General features: G+C 72.0%; 13 protein-coding genes. 7 read left to right on the top strand and 6 right to left on the bottom strand.

Annotation, left to right across the window (positions count from 1 at the left end):
- The first annotated feature begins 70 nt into the window (after positions 1-70).
- A complete protein-coding gene (locus CCZ36_RS25195; protein ID WP_128818617.1) occupies positions 71-637 on the top strand; it encodes a DUF6114 domain-containing protein in 567 nt (188 codons plus the stop codon).
- Complete coding sequence (locus CCZ36_RS25200; RefSeq protein ID WP_128818618.1) at positions 627-1,955, top strand: hypothetical protein; 1,329 nt, start codon at positions 627-629, stop codon at positions 1,953-1,955. The genes CCZ36_RS25195 and CCZ36_RS25200 overlap by 11 nt, the downstream gene beginning before the upstream one ends.
- Before the next feature lie 101 nt (positions 1,956-2,056).
- On the opposite strand, the gene pyk is transcribed toward CCZ36_RS25200, so the two are convergent.
- The 3 genes from pyk to pta all read right to left on the bottom strand — a co-directional run bounded on the left by pyk (position 2,057) and on the right by pta (position 6,938).
- Positions 2,057-3,487, bottom strand: coding sequence for a pyruvate kinase (gene pyk / locus CCZ36_RS25205; RefSeq protein WP_069736981.1), 1,431 nt, complete (start codon positions 3,485-3,487; stop codon positions 2,057-2,059).
- 74 nt (positions 3,488-3,561) lie between these two features.
- Positions 3,562-4,803 (bottom strand): acetate kinase, encoded by a 1,242-nt coding sequence (locus CCZ36_RS25210; protein WP_128819729.1) that lies wholly within the window; start codon positions 4,801-4,803, stop codon positions 3,562-3,564.
- A gap of 53 nt (positions 4,804-4,856) precedes the next feature.
- Positions 4,857-6,938 (bottom strand): phosphate acetyltransferase, encoded by a 2,082-nt coding sequence (pta, locus tag CCZ36_RS25215; protein ID WP_069736979.1) that lies wholly within the window; start codon positions 6,936-6,938, stop codon positions 4,857-4,859.
- A gap of 340 nt (positions 6,939-7,278) precedes the next feature.
- On the opposite strand from pta, the gene CCZ36_RS25220 reads away from it, so the two are divergent.
- Positions 7,279-8,304, top strand: a complete 1,026-nt coding sequence (locus tag CCZ36_RS25220) for an ATP-dependent 6-phosphofructokinase (protein WP_069736978.1) — start codon at positions 7,279-7,281, stop codon at positions 8,302-8,304.
- Positions 8,305-8,359: 55 nt separating this feature from the next.
- On the opposite strand, the gene CCZ36_RS25225 is transcribed toward CCZ36_RS25220, so the two are convergent.
- The 3 genes from CCZ36_RS25225 to CCZ36_RS25235 form a co-directional block, all read right to left on the bottom strand.
- Positions 8,360-9,064, bottom strand: coding sequence for a helix-turn-helix domain-containing protein (locus CCZ36_RS25225; protein WP_199889587.1), 705 nt, complete (start codon positions 9,062-9,064; stop codon positions 8,360-8,362).
- Between the two features lie 182 nt (positions 9,065-9,246).
- Positions 9,247-9,921: a response regulator gene (locus CCZ36_RS25230; protein ID WP_128818619.1), complete on the bottom strand. Its 675-nt coding sequence runs from the start codon at positions 9,919-9,921 to the stop codon at positions 9,247-9,249.
- Positions 9,918-11,621 (bottom strand): sensor histidine kinase, encoded by a 1,704-nt coding sequence (locus CCZ36_RS25235; RefSeq protein WP_128818620.1) that lies wholly within the window; start codon positions 11,619-11,621, stop codon positions 9,918-9,920. The genes CCZ36_RS25230 and CCZ36_RS25235 overlap by 4 nt, the downstream gene beginning before the upstream one ends.
- 171 nt (positions 11,622-11,792) lie before the next feature.
- Between CCZ36_RS25235 and CCZ36_RS25240 the strand changes: the two genes are divergently transcribed.
- The 4 genes from CCZ36_RS25240 to CCZ36_RS25255 all read left to right on the top strand — a co-directional run bounded on the left by CCZ36_RS25240 (position 11,793) and on the right by CCZ36_RS25255 (position 16,270).
- A complete protein-coding gene (locus CCZ36_RS25240; protein WP_128818621.1) occupies positions 11,793-13,163 on the top strand; it encodes a cation:dicarboxylate symporter family transporter in 1,371 nt (456 codons plus the stop codon).
- Positions 13,164-13,473: 310 nt separating this feature from the next.
- Positions 13,474-14,778, top strand: coding sequence for an LAETG motif-containing sortase-dependent surface protein (locus CCZ36_RS25245; RefSeq protein WP_128818622.1), 1,305 nt, complete (start codon positions 13,474-13,476; stop codon positions 14,776-14,778).
- 100 nt (positions 14,779-14,878) lie between these two features.
- A complete protein-coding gene (locus CCZ36_RS25250) occupies positions 14,879-15,220 on the top strand; it encodes a thioredoxin family protein (protein ID WP_128818623.1) in 342 nt (113 codons plus the stop codon).
- Between the two features lie 144 nt (positions 15,221-15,364).
- A complete protein-coding gene (locus CCZ36_RS25255; protein ID WP_069736972.1) occupies positions 15,365-16,270 on the top strand; it encodes an NAD(P)-dependent oxidoreductase in 906 nt (301 codons plus the stop codon).
- Positions 16,271-16,343: the final 73 nt, after the last annotated feature.

The raw sequence follows: 16,343 nt of genomic DNA on the forward strand, positions 1-16,343 counted from the left end.
CCCCGGCGGGTCTTCCGGCCGCCCACCCCTTCTCCTTTACGGCAGTACCGGTTCCAGGGAGCTGTTTTCCATGAGCCCCGAGTCCACAGGGCAGAACGAGCACTACATCCGCGTCGCCCGACGACGCTTCCGCGCCTGGCGGGGCGACCGGCCGTTCTGGGCGGGTCTGTTCACCATCCTCGGCGGTGTGCCCATCGCCTACTTCCCCTACGCCGACCTGCACCTCGGCAGCATGACGCTGACGATGTCCACCACCGCCGGCGCCGGTTCCCTGATCATCGGGGTCCTGCTGATCACCCTGGGCCTGACGATGTGGTTCCACCACATCGTCCGGGTCTTCGCCGGTATCGCGGCCATCCTGCTCGCGCTGATCTCCATACCCGTGGCCAACATCGGCGGCTTCATCATCGGGTTCCTCCTCTCGCTCATCGGCGGAGCCCTGTCCATCTCCTGGGCGCCGGGCCGGCCGGAGGGCGAGGAGGCGCGGGCCGACGAGCGGACCGCGCCGTCGAGCGAGCAGCCGTACGCGGAGCGCCCCGAGGCCGAACTCCAGGGTGCTGCGGCCGTACCGCAGCAGCAGAGCGCCGAGTCGGACACGGCGGCGGACGCCGACGGCGGGAGGCACCGTGCGGGGTGACGACGGACAGCAGACGAACGCCTACCCCGGCGACGGCCTCCGCGAGCGCAAGGGCCCCCGTCACGCGGCCCCCAGGAAGTCGCTGCTGACCAAGCTCCACCTGCCCAGCGGCAAGAAGGCGCTGGCGCTCGCGGCGATGCCGACCGCGGTCTTCGTGGGGATGGGGCTGACCCCCAAGCTCGCCCTGGCCGACGACGGCGCCGACATCCCCTTCGCGCCGGGGCCGTGCGTCACCCGGTCCGACGAGCCGAGCGAGAGCGAGTCGCCGACGGCGACTCCGTCCCCCTCGGCCACCGAGAAGGACGACGCCTCCGGCAAGGACGACACCGCGACCCCGAAGCCCTCGGCGAGCGGTTCCGCGTCCGACCCGGCCAAGGACCCGGCGGCCGACGACGCGAAGCCGGACGCGGACACGTCGGCGCGGTCCGCGGAGAAGCCCGCCGAGGAGCCCTCCGCGACCCCGACGCCCACCAGATCGAAGAACCCCCTCGACCCGCTCGGCCTCGGAGACGCGCTCAAGGACCTCTTCGACGGTCCGGACGACGACGACGCCACGGACGAGGCCGAGGAGTCGGCCGACCCGTCCCCGAGCCCCACCACCGAGGCCCCCGAGCCGTCCGCGAAGCCGGAGGACGCGGCGAAGGAGCAGGCGAAGGACCCGGTCGAGGGCGCGGCCGACAAGGCGGAGGAGACGTCCGACAGGACGGCCGACGCCATCCGCGAGGCGGCCGGGAAGGCCGGCAAGGACGTCGAGGAGCTCGACGAGGACGTCAAGGGACTCGACCCCAAGAAGGACGAGAACATCCCCGACGGCGCCAAGCCCCGCTCCCCGTGCCCCGAGGCCGACCCGGACGCGCTCGCCGCGGCCGAGCTGGAGCCCGGCATCCCGCTGCTCCCGTCCGACCCGTGGACGCTGAAGTCGACGCTGCTCACGCTCAACGGGCTCGACTACCACGGCATCGTCGAGGTGAAGAAGGCGGACGGCAGCATCAAAAAGGTGCTGAAGTTCACCGCCAGCTCCATCGACATCAAGGACCTGCACCAGCTGACCGTCGGCCCCGCCGGAACCACGGGCCACGTGAAGTCGCGGCCCGGCTCCACGTCGACGATCCGCAACGGTGAGGTGACGATGTACACGGAGGAGCTGAAGGGCAACCTCTTCGGCCTCATCCCGATCACCTTCAGCCCACAGACCCCGCCGCCGCTGAACGTCCCCTTCGCCTTCTTCACCAAGGTGACGGTCAAGCAGGCCGGTCAGTTCGGCGGCACGCTCACCGTGCCCGGACTGAAGAACTACCTGGAGGGCGGCAACGGCTAGCCGCCGCCCCACGGACCCGTCCGGGAGCCGCACACGGCCGTGGCCCGCACCCCCTGTCAGGAGGGGATGCGGGCCACGGCCGTACCGGCGGGCGCCGCGGGTCAGTCCCGCTCGCCGCCGCCCAGGTGGTGCACCCGGACCATGTTGGTGGTGCCGGGGATGCCGGGGGGCGAGCCGGCGGTGATGACCATCGTGTCGCCGTCGCTGTAGCGGTTCAGCTTGAGCAGCTCCGCGTCGACCAGGTCCACCATCGCGTCGGTGTTGTCCACGTGCGGGACGACGTACGACTCGACGCCCCAGCTCAGGGCGAGCTGGTTGCGGGTGTTCTCGTCCGTGGTGAAGGCCAGGATCGGCTGGGCCGTGCGATAGCGGGAGAGGCGGCGGGCGGTGTCGCCGGACTGGGTGAAGGCGACCAGGGCCTTGCCGTTGAGGAAGTCCGCGATCTCGCAGGCCGCGCGGGCCACCGACCCGCCCTGCGTACGGGGCTTCTTGCCCGGGACCAGCGGCTGGAGGCCCTTGGAGAGCAGCTCCTCCTCGGCGGCGCAGACGATCTTCGACATCGTCTTGACCGTCTCGATGGGGTACGCGCCCACGGAGGACTCGGCGGACAGCATGACCGCGTCCGCGCCGTCCAGGATCGCGTTGGCGACGTCGGACGCCTCGGCGCGGGTCGGCCGCGAGTTGGTGATCATCGACTCCATCATCTGGGTCGCCACGATCACCGGCTTGGCGTTGCGCCGGCACAGCTCCACCAGGCGCTTCTGCACCATCGGGACCTTCTCCAGCGGGTATTCGACGGCCAGGTCGCCACGGGCCACCATCACACCGTCGAACGCCATGACGACGCCCTCCATGTGCTCGACCGCCTGCGGCTTCTCCACCTTGGCGATGACGGGGACCCGGCGGCCCTCCTCGTCCATCACCTTGTGCACGTCCTTGACGTCGTTCGCGTCCCGGACGAAGGAGAGGGCGACCAGGTCGCAGCCCATCCGCAGGGCGAAGCGCAGGTCCTCGACGTCCTTCTCGGACAGGGCCGGGACGTTGACCGCCGCACCGGGCAGGTTGATGCCCTTGTGGTCGGAGATGACACCGCCCTCGATGACGATGGTCTTCACCCGGGGGCCCTCGACCGCGACGACCTTCAGCTCGACGTTGCCGTCGTTGATCAGGATCGGGTCGCCCTTGACGACGTCGCCGGGCAGGCCCTTGTAGGTCGTGCCGCAGATCGACTTGTCGCCGGGGACGTCCTCGGAGGTGATGGTGAACTCGTCCCCGCGGACCAGCTCGACCGGGCCCTCGGCGAACTTCGCCAGCCGGATCTTCGGGCCCTGGAGGTCGGCGAGCACGCCCACCGCGCGGCCGGTCTCGGCGGCCGCCTGGCGGACACGGTCGTAACGGCCCTGGTGTTCCTCGTGGGAGCCGTGGCTGAAGTTGAAACGGGCCACGCTCATGCCGGCCTCGATCAGAGCGACGAGCTGCTCGTGCGAGTCGACGGCGGGACCGAGGGTACAGACGATTTTGGAACGGCGCATGAGGCGGATCCTATCGGTTTGTTTCGTTGCGGAATATTCCGTCTGGTGGAAGATACAAAGGGGCGCGGGGGTGCTCAGTTGTCGCTGTGCACCGGGCTGACGGCATCACCCCGGCTGACCAGCGCGAACGTCTGCTCGGCGATCTCCAGCTCCTCGTCCGTCGGCACCACGGCGACCGCCACCCGGGCGTATTCCGGCGAGATCAACCGCGGCTGACCGGACCGTACGGAGTTGAGCGAGGCGTCCACCGCCATGCCCAGCTCCTCCAGGCCCGCGATGGCAGCTTCCCGCACCGGGGCCGCGTTCTCCCCGACCCCCGCCGTGAACGCCACCGCGTCCACCCGCCCGAGCACCGCCGTGTAGGCGCCGATGTACTTCTTCAGCCGGTGGATGTAGATGTCGAAGGCCAGCGCCGCCCGCTCGTCGCCCTCGTCGATCCGGCGGCGGATCACCCGCATGTCGTTGTCGCCGCACAGGCCGACCAGACCGCTCCTCTTGTTCAGCAGGACGTCGATCTCGTCGGCCGACATGCCCGCCACCCGCTTCAGGTGGAAGGTGACCGCCGGATCGATGTCCCCGGAGCGCGTACCCATCACGAGCCCTTCCAAGGGCGTCAGCCCCATCGAGGTCTCCACGCACTGCCCGCCCGCGACCGCCGAGGCCGACGCCCCGTTGCCCAGGTGCAGCACGATGACGTTCACCTCCTCGGGGGTCTTCCCCAGCAGCTCGGCCGTCCTGCGCGAGACGTACGCGTGCGAGGTGCCGTGGAAGCCGTAGCGGCGGATCCGGTGCGCGTCGGCGGTCTCCACGTCGATCGCGTACCGCGCGGCCGCCTCCGGCATCGTCGTGTGGAACGCCGTGTCGAACACCGCCACCTGCGGCAGGTCCGACCGCAGCGCCTGCGCGGTGCGGATGCCGGTGATGTTCGCCGGGTTGTGCAGCGGGGCGACCGGGACGAGCCGCTCGATCTCCTTCAGCACCTCGTCGGTGATGACGGTCGGCGCGCTGAACCGCAGCCCGCCGTGCACCACCCGGTGCCCGATCGCGGCCAGTTCGCGGGAGTCCAGGCCGAGCCCGTCCGCCGCCAGCTCCTCGGCCGCCGCCTTCAGCGCCTCCTCGTGGTCCGCGATCCGGCCCGTACGCTCCCGGGGCTCGGCACCGCCGCCGGTCAGCGGCGTGTGCACCAGGCGCGAGGTCTCCTCGCCGATCCGCTCCACCAGACCCGAGGCGAGCCGCGCACGGTCCCGCATGTCGAGCAGCTGGTACTTCACCGACGAGGAGCCGGAGTTGAGGACGAGGACGCGGTGCGGTTCCACAGGGGCTGCCGTGCTTTCGTGATCGGGGAAGGGGGCGGGGACAGGGGGCGTCGTCATGCGGGGCGCTCCTCGCTCTGCGCCTGGATCGCCGTGATCGCCACCGTGTTGACGATGTCCTGGACGAGCGCGCCGCGCGAGAGGTCGTTGACGGGCTTGCGCAGGCCCTGGAGCACCGGGCCGACCGCCACGGCGCCCGCCGAGCGCTGCACGGCCTTGTAGGTGTTGTTGCCGGTGTTCAGGTCCGGGAAGATCAGCACGGTCGCCTGCCCGGCCACCTCCGAATCCGGCAGCTTCGTCGCCGCGACGGACGGCTCGACCGCCGCGTCGTACTGGATCGGCCCCTCCACCCGCAGCTCGGGCCGTTCCGCCCGCACCCGCTCGGTCGCCTCGCGCACCTTGTCCACGTCCGCGCCGGAGCCCGAGGTCCCGGTGGAGTACGACAGCATCGCCACGCGCGGCTCCACGCCGAAACGGGCCGCCGTCACCGCCGACTGCACCGCGATGTCCGCGAGCTGCTCGGCGTTCGGATCCGGGTTGACCGCGCAGTCGCCGTACACGAGGACCTTGTCGGCCAGGCACATGAAGAAGACGGAGGAGACGATCGACGCGTCCGGCTTGGTCTTGATGATCTCGAACGCCGGGCGGATCGTGGCCGCCGTGGAGTGCACCGACCCGGACACCATCCCGTCGGCCAGCCCCTCCTGCACCATCAGCGTGCCGAAGTAGTTCACGTCCGCCACCACGTCGTACGCCAGCTCCACCGTCACCCCGCGGTGCGCGCGCAGTTGCGCGTACCGCTCGGCGAAGGTCTGCCGCAGCTCCGAGGTGTGCGGGTCGATCAGCTGGGTCTCGGCGAGGTCGAAGCCGAGGTCGGCGGCCTTCTTGCGGATCACGTCCACATCGCCGAGGAGCGTGAGGTCGCAGACGTCCCGGCGCAGCAGCACATCGGCGGCGCGCAGGACCCGCTCCTCGGTGCCCTCCGGGAGCACCACGCGCTTGCGGTCGGAACGGGCCTGCTCCAGCAGCTCGTGCTCGAACATCATCGGCGTGACCCGGGCGCTGCGGGCCACCGAGATCCGGTCGAGCAGCGCCGCCGTGTCCACGTGACGCTCGAACAGGCCGAGGGCGGTCTCCGCCTTGCGCGGGGTCGCCGCGTTCAACTTCCCTTCGAGGGTGAAGAGTTCGGCGGCGGTGGGGAAGGAACCGCCGGCCACCGACACGACCGGGGTCCCCGGTGCGAGCCGGGCGGCCAGCGTGAGTATCTCCTCGCCGGGCCGCTCGTCCAGAGTCAGCAGCACACCCGCGATGGGCGGGGTGCCCGCGCTGTGCGCGGCCAGCGACCCCACCACCAGGTCCGCCCGGTCCCCGGGGGTGACCACCATGCAGCCGGGCGTCAGCGCCTTCAGCAGGTTCGGCAGCATCGCCCCGCCGAAGACGAAGTCCAGTGTGTCGCGCGCCAGCCCCGAATCGTCGCCGAGCAGCACCGTGCCGTTCAGCGCCGCGGTGATCTGGGCGACCGTCGGGGCGGAGAGCGCCGGGTCGTCCGGCAGTACGGAGACGGGGACGGGCAGCCGGGCCGCGAGCCGCTCCGCTATCGTCGCGCGGTCCCCGGCGGCGACCCGGTTCACCACCATGGCCAGCACGTCGCAGCCGAGACCGGCGTAGGCGCGGTAGGCGTTGCGGGTCTCGGCGCGCACGGACTCCGCGGTCTGTCCCTTGCCGCCGACCACCGCGATGACGGAGGCCCCGAACTCGTTGGCCAGCCGGGCGTTCAGCGCCAGCTCGTCGGGGAGCTGGGTGGCCGCGAAGTCGCTGCCCAGCACGAGGACCGCCTCGTATTCCCTGGCCACCTGGTGGAACCGGTCGACGAGCCGCGAGACCAGCTCGTCGGTGCCCTTCTCCGCCTGCACGGTGGAGGCCTCGTGGTAGTCCAGGCCGTAGACGGTGGCCGGGCTCTGGGAGAGCCGGTAGCGGGCCCGCAGCAGCTCGTAGAGCCGGTCGGGGCCGTCGTGGACCAGCGGGCGGAAGACCCCGACCCGGTCCACCTGACGCGTCAGAAGCTCCATGACTCCCAGCTCGACGACCTGCCGGCCGTCCCCCCGGTCGATCCCGGTCACGTACACGCTCCGCGCCACGCGTGCTCTCCCGTCCATGTTCGGTGCCGCGACCCGCGGGGCGTCCGGACGTGCGGTGCTGCCCCCGTGCCCGCCCGGTGTTCCGCCGGATGCGGCATTGGCCTGCATTGCCTCTTGACGATACCTGCGGGGGCCGCTATATCGCCCGCCGGAGGCCCCGGAGGGCGACGGCCACAGGCCCCGTCGTCCGGGTCCTCCTTCCCCACGAGTGCCCGCCCCGGCCCGGCCGAAAGCGCGGGGACGACGCTCGGCGTGGGACAATCGACGCGGTTCAGGGCAGGGGGGCCGCCACGGTCGGTTCCCTGGAAAAGCGCGACTAGCGAGCAGGAGACATACCTCGATGCGCATCGGCATTCTCACCGCGGGCGGCGACTGCCCCGGCCTGAACGCAGTGATCCGGTCGGTCGTCCACCGGGCCGTCGTCGGCCACGGCGACGAGGTCATCGGCTTCGAGGACGGCTTCAAGGGGCTGCTCGACGGCCACTTCCGCCCCCTCGACCTCAACGCGGTCAGCGGCATCCTCGCCCGCGGCGGCACCATCCTCGGCTCGGCCCGCCTGGAGCGCGACCGGCTGCGCGAGGCCGCCGAGAACTGCGAGGAGCTGTCCCGCCGTTACGGCATCGACGCGCTCATCCCGATCGGCGGCGAGGGCACGCTCACCGCGGCCCGCATGCTCTCCGACGCCGGGATGCCGGTCGTCGGCGTCCCGAAGACCATCGACAACGACATCTCCTCCACCGACCGCACGTTCGGGTTCGACACGGCGGTGGGCGTCGCGACCGAGGCCATAGACCGTCTGAAGACCACCGCCGAGTCCCACCAGCGCGTCATGGTCGTCGAGGTCATGGGCCGGCACGCCGGCTGGATCGCGCTGGAGTCCGGGATGGCCGGCGGCGCCCACGGCATCTGCCTGCCCGAGCGCCCCTTCCAGGTCGACGACCTGGTCAAGATGGTCGAGGAACGGTTCGCGCGCGGCAAGAAGTTCGCCGTCATCTGCGTCGCCGAGGGCGCACACCCGGCCGAGGGCTCCATGCCGTACGCCAAGGGCGAGATCGACCAGTACGGCCACGAGCGCTTCCAGGGCATCGGCAACCGCCTCGCCATCGAGCTGGAGACCCGGCTCGGCAAAGAGGCCCGGCCGGTCATTCTCGGCCATGTCCAGCGCGGCGGCACGCCCACCGCGTACGACCGGGTGCTCGCCACCCGTTTCGGCTGGCACGCCGTGGAGGCCGTGCACCGCGGCGAGTTCGGCCGGATGACCGCCCTGCGCGGCACCGACATCGCGATGGTCCCGCTCGCCGAGGCCGTCACCCAGCTGAAGCGGGTGCCCTCCGACCGGATGGACGAGGCCGAGTCGGTCTTCTAGGCCTGCTCCAGGGTGCCTGAGAACCGCACGGGCCGCACGGGCGGCCCGTGCGGAGTCATACCCGGGCGGTCCGCCAGAACTGCTCCACCACGCGGGCCAGGAACGCCCGGCCCGCGTCGCCCGTCGATCCGGAGCGCTCCCGGCCCGTGCTGCTCCAGCTGAGCGTCGAGACCATCAGGGCCTGGTAGTCGGTGTGCAGTTGTTCCAGCACATCCTGGATCAGCGCCCGGTCCAGCGGCACGATCTTGGCCACCGGCCGGACGTACGCCTGCCAGCGCGTGGTGACCGCGCTGGTCAGCAACCCCGCCAGCTCCTCGTCGCGGCCCGTCGCCGTCAGGAACTGGGCCGCCGACAGACCCAGCGTCCGGCACAGCGCCGCCGACTGCTTCTCGTTGCCCCGCCAGCGCCCGGACTCCTCCATCCGCTGATACGAGGCGCCGGTCATCCCCAGCTGCCGGGCCAGCTCGTCCACGGTCAGGTCCCGGGTCATCCGGTGTTCGCGCAGGGTGGCCGCGGCGGCCAGCAGCTCCCCGGGCGCGCACCACAGGACGCCGGCGAGGGCGGTCAGCTCGCGTTCCCCGGGGGTCGCGATGCCGCGCTCCCAGGCGACGACGGTCTCCGCGCTGATCCGGAGTCCGTACTGGGCGGCGAGCCCGTAGGCGACATGACCGGGAGCCATCCCCAGTGCCTCGCGGAGACGGCGGGCGGCGGGGGCGTTGAAGGGCGGGGTGGGGTGCACGGGCCCACCGTAGGAGTCCATTTCCGCCCTGGCTACGGTACGTTCCCCACAGAACACGCTTCGTAGGAACCTCCAGCCGCGAACCGGGCGGGCGGTACGGGAAACCCGCCCCACCAGCGCTTTCCCCTCCACCCCCGGCAAGGCCCTCCAGAGCGGGAAAAGACGACCGGAAAGCGCTTGTCCACCGACGGTCTCCCGGCGGGTCAGCGCCCGGCGGTCAGCCAGCTGTAGTGCAACTCCGGTCGGCCGACCTGCCCATAATGCGGACGCCTCACGGCGCTGCCGACGGTCACCAGATGTTCCAGATACCGCCGGGCCGTGATCCGGGAGATGCCCAGACGCTCCCCGGCGGCGGCCGCGGTCACCCCTTCCGGGGACTCCTTCAGCACCCGGGTCACCCCCTCCAGCGTCGGTCCGCTGAGCCCCTTCGGCAGCGCGGCCGGATGCGCGACCCGCAACGCGCCCAGCGCCCGGTCCACCTCCTCCTGGCCGCTCGCCTCCCCGGCGACGCCCCGGAACTCCGCGTACCGCACCAGCCGGTCCCGCAGGGTGGGGTACGTGAACGGCTTCAGCACGTACTGCACGACGCCCAGCGACACCCCCTCCCGCACCACCGTCAGATCCCGGGCCGAGGTCACCGCGATCACATCGGCCCCGTGGCCGGAGGCGCGCAGCGAACGCAGCAGCCCGAGCCCGTGCCCGTCGGGCAGATAGAGGTCGAGCAGCAGCAGGTCCACCGGGGTCCGCTCCAGCGCGCGCACCGCCGCCGCCCGGGTGTGGGCCACCGCGGTCACGGTGAAGCCCTCGACCCGCTCCACGTACATCTGGTGGGCGTCGGCGGCCACCGGATCGTCCTCCACCACCAGCACGCGGATCATGCCGTGACCTCCTTCCCCCGGGCCTCGGCCGCCGCCGCCCCCGCCGTACGCCCCCCGAGCGGCAGTCGTACGGTGAACCGCGCGCCGCCGTCCGGACCGGCGTCCAGCTCCACCGTGCCCCCGTTGCGGTGGGCCGCCTGCCGCACCAGCGCGAGGCCGAGGCCGCGCCCCGCCCCGTGCGTCGACCAGCCCCGCCGGAACACCTCGTCCGCGGCCTCCGGCCCGATGCCCGCCCCGGTGTCAGCGACCCGCAGCAGCAGCTCCCGCTCGTCCGCGAGCGCGGTGACCGTCACCCGGGCCCGCCCCGCCGGACCCCCGGCCGCCCCAGGCCCGGGGATATCGGCCTCCGTCTCCTCCGCGCTCTCGTGGCCCTCCGACGCCGCGTCCACCGCGTTGTCGATCAGATTGCCCAGGATCGTCACCAGATCCCGCTGGGCCAGCGACGGCGGCAGCGCCCCGTCGTCGATCAGGCTGTCCTCCGCGAGCACCAGCTCCACCCCGCGTTCGTGTCCCTGGGCCGCCTTGCCGAGCAGCAGCGCCGCCAGCACCGGTTCCTCCACCGCGCCCACCACCCGGTCGGTCAGCACCTGGGCCAGCTCCAGCTCCGCCGTCGCGAAGTCCACGGCTTCCTCCACCCGGCCCAGCTCGATCAGCGACACCACGGTGTGCAGCCGGTTCGCCGCCTCGTGGGCCTGGGAACGCAGCGCCTGCGTGAAACCGCGCTCGGAGTCCAGCTCCCCGGTCAGCGCCTGGAGCTCGGTGTGGTCCCGCAGGGTCACCACCGTGCCCCGCTGCTCACCGCCCACCACCGGGCGGGTGTTGACCACGATCACCCGGTCCGACGTGAGGTGCAGCTCGTCCACCCGGGACTCCGACGCCAGCAGCGCCCCGGTCAGCGGTGCGGGCAGGGCCAGCTCGTCGACCGTACGGCCGACCGCCTCGGTGTCCGGCTCCAGACCCAGCAGCTCCCGCCCCGCGTCGTTGATCAGCGCGATCCGCCGCTGCCCGTCCAGCATCAGCAGCCCCTCGCGCACCGCGTGCAGGGTGGCCTGGTGGTAGTCGTGCAGCCGGCTCAGCTCGGCCGCGTTCATGCCGTGGGTGTGCCGCCGCAGCCGGGCGTTGATCACGTACGTGCCGATCCCGCCGAGGGCCAGCGCCCCGCCCGCCGCCAGCGCCAGGGCGCCGAGCTGCTCCCGCACCTGCGAGGAGACCCGGTCCACGGTGATGCCCGCGCTGACCAGGCCGACGATCCTCCCGCCGTCGCGGATCGGGGTCACCACCCGTATCGAGGGCCCCAGCGTGCCGGTGTACGTCTCGGTGAAGGTCTGCCCGCGCAGGGCCTTCGCCGTGTTGCCCAGGAAGGTGTCCCCGATCCGGCCGGCGTCCGGATGCGTCCAGCGCACCCGCTCGGTGTCCATGATCGTGACGAAGGCGATCCCGGTGTCCTCGCGCACCCGCTCCGCGTACGGCTGAAGCACGGCCGACGGGTCCGGGGTACGGATGGCCTCCCGTACGGAGGGGGAATCGGCCACGGCGAGGGCCGCCACCCGCACCTGCCGGGCGGCCGTCTCCTCGGCCTGCGCGCTGCCGGAGACGTACGCGAACACGGCGCACCCGGCCACCACGGCGGCGATGAGCACGACCTGCATGGCGAAGAGCTGGCCCGCCAGGCTGCGGGGGCGGGTACGGGGGAGGCGCATACCCCACAGTCTGCCTCGCCCGGCCGGAGGCTCCCCGAGGTCTCCCGGTTGGCCGGAAAGGGGCTGTGAACGATATGAACGCAAGGGTGACCGGGGTCACAGGCCGGTGGATAGTCACCGAAGCCCCCAGGGACGGGGGCACACGTTCTGACCGAGCCGAGGAGCCCCACCATGGCTGTGACAGCCAGACAACGGGACCGCACCCACTACCTGTACATCGCCGTGATCGCCGCCGTGGCGCTCGGCATCCTGGTGGGCTTCGCGGCCCCCGGGGTGGCCGTCGAACTGAAGCCCATCGGCGCCGGATTCGTGAACCTGATCAAGATGATGATCTCGCCGATCATCTTCTGCACGATCGTCCTGGGCGTCGGCTCGGTCCGCAAGGCGGCCAAGGTCGGGGCGGTCGGCGGTCTGGCGCTGGGCTACTTCCTGGTCATGTCGACCGTGGCCCTCGCCATCGGCCTGCTCGTCGGCAACTTCCTGGAGCCCGGCTCCACCCTCCACATCACGGAGGCCGCCCGCGAGGCGGGCGTGGAGCAGGCCGGGGGCGCCGGCGAGTCCACCGCGGACTTCCTGCTCGGCATCATCCCGACCACGATCGTCTCCGCCTTCACCGAGGGCGAGGTCCTCCAGACCCTCCTCGTCGCGCTCCTCGCGGGCTTCGCGCTCCAGGCGATGGGCAAGGCCGGCGAGCCGATCATCCGTGGCATCACCCACATCCAGCGCCTCGTCTTCCGCATCCTCGCCATGATCATGTGGGCCGCCCCGGTCGGCGCGTTCGGCGCGATCGCCGCGGTGGTCGGCGAGACCGGCCTCGACGCCCTGAAGTCCCTGGCGATCATCATGGTCGGCTTCTACGTCACCTGCGCGCTCTTCGTCTTCGTCGTGCTCGGCGCGCTGCTCCGCATGATCGCCGGGGTGAACCTGTTCTCGCTGCTGAAGTACCTGGGCCGCGAGTTCCTGCTGATCCTCTCCACCTCCTCCTCCGAGTCGGCGCTGCCGCGGCTGATCGCGAAGATGGAGCACATGGGTGTCAGCAAGCCCGTCGTCGGCATCACCGTGCCGACCGGCTACTCCTTCAACCTCGACGGCACCGCGATCTACCTCACGATGTCCTCGCTCTTCATCGCCAACGCGATGGGCGACCCGCTGAGCGCGGGCGAGCAGATCTCGCTGCTGGTCTTCATGGTCATCGCCTCGAAGGGCGCGGCCGGCGTGACCGGCGCGGGCCTGGCGACCCTGGCCGGCGGCCTCCAGTCGCACCGCCCCGAACTCGTCGACGGCGTCGGCCTGATCGTCGGTATCGACCGCTTCATGAGCGAGGCCCGTGCCCTGACCAACTTCGCGGGCAACGCGGTCGCCACGGTGCTGGTCGGCCACTGGACCAAGGAGATCGACAAGGACCGGGTGGGCGAGGTGCTGGCCGGACGGATCCCGTTCGACGAGAAGACCCTCGTCGACGACGGCCACGGCCCGGCCCCCTCCGACGAGGTCCCCGAGCAGCGGGACAGCGTGCCCGCCGAACAGCCCGCCAAGGTCTGACCCTCGCGACCACCGGCCCCCGCGCCACCCACCAGGACCGCCGCGGCTTCCCCCCCCGGTCGCCGCGGTCCGCCCGAGGACACCCGTATCCCCCGGTACGGGTGTCCTCGCGTCGGCGGCGGGTACCGGTGCCCCGTGGCCGGACACGGCTGCCCGCGTCCGTGGCCGGTACCGATCCCTTGTGTCCGTGTTCTGTCACGACGGCCACGGCACACACAACCCTCTCCGTCCGGCACCGGTCCTGAGAGGTGAAGGACCGCAGTCAGCCCCCGTGCGTCCCACGACAGCGCCCCACGACCGAAGGACTTCCATGCGTATCGCCCCTTCCCGCAGCCGTACCCTGCGCGGCGGGACCGCCGTCGTGGCCGCCGCAGCCCTGGTGGCGCTGGGCGCCGTTCCGGCGCTCGCCGCCGGCCCGGAGGAGCCCGACCTCGGCGTCGGAACGATCGCACCGGTCGGGGGAGTGCAGCCCGGCAGCTCCTTCTCCACCCCGCTGACCTTCCTCAACAAGGGGACGGCGGAGGTACCCGAGGTCTGGGTGACGTACGCCGTGTCCCCGGGCCTGAAGGCCGACGAGACGTACAAGAACTGCGCGTACTACACCACTCCCTCCTACGACGAGATGCCCGAGCGCAACGTCGCCTCCTGCCGGATCGAGCAGCCGCTGAAGCCGGGCGTCCTCTACGGCACGGCGAAGCCCGTATCGCTCAAGGCGCTCGACTCCGCGTTCCGCGACGACCTGCGGGTGACGGTCGGCGTCGAGGAGCCCGACCCGGGCGACGGCGGCTCCACCGAGCCGGTGCCGGGAACGGGCGACCCGCTCACCCTGGTCGAGAAGGGCCCGGCCGCCGACGCCGACCGGACGAACCACCCCGAGCCGGCCGCCGAGGCCGACGTCACCGCCGCGAACACCGCGGACTTCGCCCTGACCGGCGACGAGCGCAAGGGGAAACCCGGCGAGAAGGTCACCGCGACGGTGAAGTTCACCAACAAGGGCCCCGCCCGCGTCCAGGGCACGCGTGACGAGAGCGTCACCACCGTCGACATCCGCATCCCGAAGGGCACGTCCGTCGTCAAGCCGCACGGATTCTGCGACGCGGTCACCAAGACCCACTACCGCTGCGGGACCTCCCAGTCCTGGGTGGACGTGAACGGCGGCGAGAGCTACCCCTTCGTCCTGCGCATCGACAAGGCGGTCGGCCGCACCACCGGCGAGGTCTCCTTCACCGGGCAGGAGCGCCCCTTCGACCGGAACGCCGAGAACGACACCGCGCAGATCGTGATCGACACCGGCAAGGACGAGGGCACAGCAGGCTCCTCGGGCTCCAACGGTTCCTCCGGCTCCACCGGTTCCACCGGCGGCTCCTCGTCCACGGGCGGCTCCGACACCACCGGCTCCACGGCCAGCACCGGCGGGACGACCGGCTCATCCGGCGGCTCCTCGTCCACGGGCGGCCCGACGACCGGCGGCGCCACTCCGCAGACCGGCGGCAACCTCGCGGCGACCGGCTCGGACTCCACCGGCCCGCTCATCGGCATGGCGGCCGCGGCGGTGGCGGCGGGCGGCGGCATCGTCTGGGCCGTGCGCCGGCGCACGGCGGTCCAGGGCGGCTGACGTCCCGGTGCTCGACCCCGTGTCCTCGAAGCCGACGCCCTCACCCTTGCGTTGACGTCGGCGTCAAGGAATGCGTTCCTGCCCATGCGCGAGGACAACCATGATCAGGACCGAAGGCCTCGCCGAGGCCACCGAGGAGACCTTCGAGGCGGAAGTGCTGGAAGCAGCGCTGCCCGTGCTGGTCCAGTTCACCGCCGACTGGTGCGGCCCCTGCCGCCATCTCGCCCCGGTGCTGCGCGAGATCGCCCGCGAGGAGGCCGACCGGATCAGGGTCGTCCTGCTCGACGTCGACCGTGCGCCCGGTATCGCCGTCCGGTACGGCGTACTGGCGACGCCGACCCTGATGGTCTTCCGGGCGGGTGAGCCGGTGACCTCGCTCGTCGGCGCCCGGCCGAAGCGCAGACTGCTCCAGGAGCTGGCGGGCGTACTCGACCCGGCCTGACGCGACACCGGCCCGACGGGGGCATGCGGGCGAACCGATCCCGACCAGGCGGAACGCCTTGACCTGCACCCTTTCCCGGAGGTGCGTATCTGACAGTCAAGTGGGCTCTGGTCAGCCCCCGTTCACCCGCCCAGCATGGTTCCCATGACGCAAGCGCACACGACCACCGCACCCACCCGCACCTCCGCCCCCGTCACCGTGCTCGGCCTCGGTGACATGGGCCGCTCCCTGGCCCGCGCCTTCCTCGCCGCGGGCCACCCCACCACCGTCTGGAACCGTTCGCCCGAGAAGGGCGAGGACGTCGTCGCGCAGGGCGCGGTGCGCGCCGCGTCCGCCGAGGAGGCCGTGCGGGCGAGCGGGCTCGTCGTGGTCTGCCTCGTCGACTACGACGCCTCCGACGCGGTCCTGGAGCCACTGGCCGAAGCGCTGGCCGGGCGGGTCCTCGTCAACCTGACCTCGGACACCCCGGCCCGCTCGCGGCAGACCGCCGACTGGGCCGCGAAGCACGCGCTGGCCTACCTCGACGGGGCGATCATGGTGCCGGTCGACGTGGTCGGCACGGCGGACGCCCTGGTCTTCCACTCCGGCGACCGCGCCGCCTTCGCCGCGCACGAGGCCACCCTCAAGGCGCTCGGCGAGCCCGCCACCTATCTCGGCGAGGACCACGGCCTCGCCGCCGCCTACGACATGGCGATGCTGGACTTCTTCTACGGGGCCATGGGCGGCCTCGTCCACGCCTTCGCGCTGGCCCGCGCCGAGGGCATCGACGGCGCGTCCCTCGCCCCGTACCTCAACACGATCGCGGGCATCCTGCCGCCGATCGCCGAGCTCACGGCCGTCGACGTCGACACCCGTACGTACGCGAACGACGGCGGCAACCTCGCCATGATGGCGGCGAGCGTCGATCACATCCTGCACACCGCGAAGGGCCACCGCCTGGACGTCGCGCAGCTGGCGGGGCTCAAGTCGGTCACCGACCGGGCCATCGCCGAGGGCCACGGCTCCTCGTCCTGGTCGAGCATCATCGAGGTGATCGCCGCCGACCGCTGACCGGGCCCGGAACGGGGAAGGGGCCGGCACCGCGTCGCATCGGACGCGGTACCGGCCCCGGCCCTTCACGGGC

The sequence above is a fragment of the Streptomyces sp. S063 genome (assembly GCF_002832675.1).
Lineage (GTDB): Bacteria > Actinomycetota > Actinomycetes > Streptomycetales > Streptomycetaceae > Streptomyces > Streptomyces sindenensis.

What these genes read in the sequence shown, in the direction of transcription:
- CCZ36_RS25245 (WP_128818622.1), top strand. Translation starts at nt 13,474, where the DNA reads ATGCGTATCGCCCCTTCCCGCAGCCGTACCCTGCGCGGCGGGACCGCC.
- CCZ36_RS25240 (WP_128818621.1), top strand. Translation starts at nt 11,793, where the DNA reads ATGGCTGTGACAGCCAGACAACGGGACCGCACCCACTACCTGTACATC.
- CCZ36_RS25195 (WP_128818617.1), top strand. Translation starts at nt 71, where the DNA reads ATGAGCCCCGAGTCCACAGGGCAGAACGAGCACTACATCCGCGTCGCC.
- pyk (WP_069736981.1), bottom strand. Translation starts at nt 3,487, where the DNA reads ATGCGCCGTTCCAAAATCGTCTGTACCCTCGGTCCCGCCGTCGACTCG.
- CCZ36_RS25230 (WP_128818619.1), bottom strand. Translation starts at nt 9,921, where the DNA reads ATGATCCGCGTGCTGGTGGTGGAGGACGATCCGGTGGCCGCCGACGCC.
- CCZ36_RS25235 (WP_128818620.1), bottom strand. Translation starts at nt 11,621, where the DNA reads ATGCGCCTCCCCCGTACCCGCCCCCGCAGCCTGGCGGGCCAGCTCTTC.
- CCZ36_RS25220 (WP_069736978.1), top strand. Translation starts at nt 7,279, where the DNA reads ATGCGCATCGGCATTCTCACCGCGGGCGGCGACTGCCCCGGCCTGAAC.
- CCZ36_RS25255 (WP_069736972.1), top strand. Translation starts at nt 15,365, where the DNA reads ATGACGCAAGCGCACACGACCACCGCACCCACCCGCACCTCCGCCCCC.
- CCZ36_RS25225 (WP_199889587.1), bottom strand. Translation starts at nt 9,064, where the DNA reads ATGGACTCCTACGGTGGGCCCGTGCACCCCACCCCGCCCTTCAACGCC.
- CCZ36_RS25250 (WP_128818623.1), top strand. Translation starts at nt 14,879, where the DNA reads ATGATCAGGACCGAAGGCCTCGCCGAGGCCACCGAGGAGACCTTCGAG.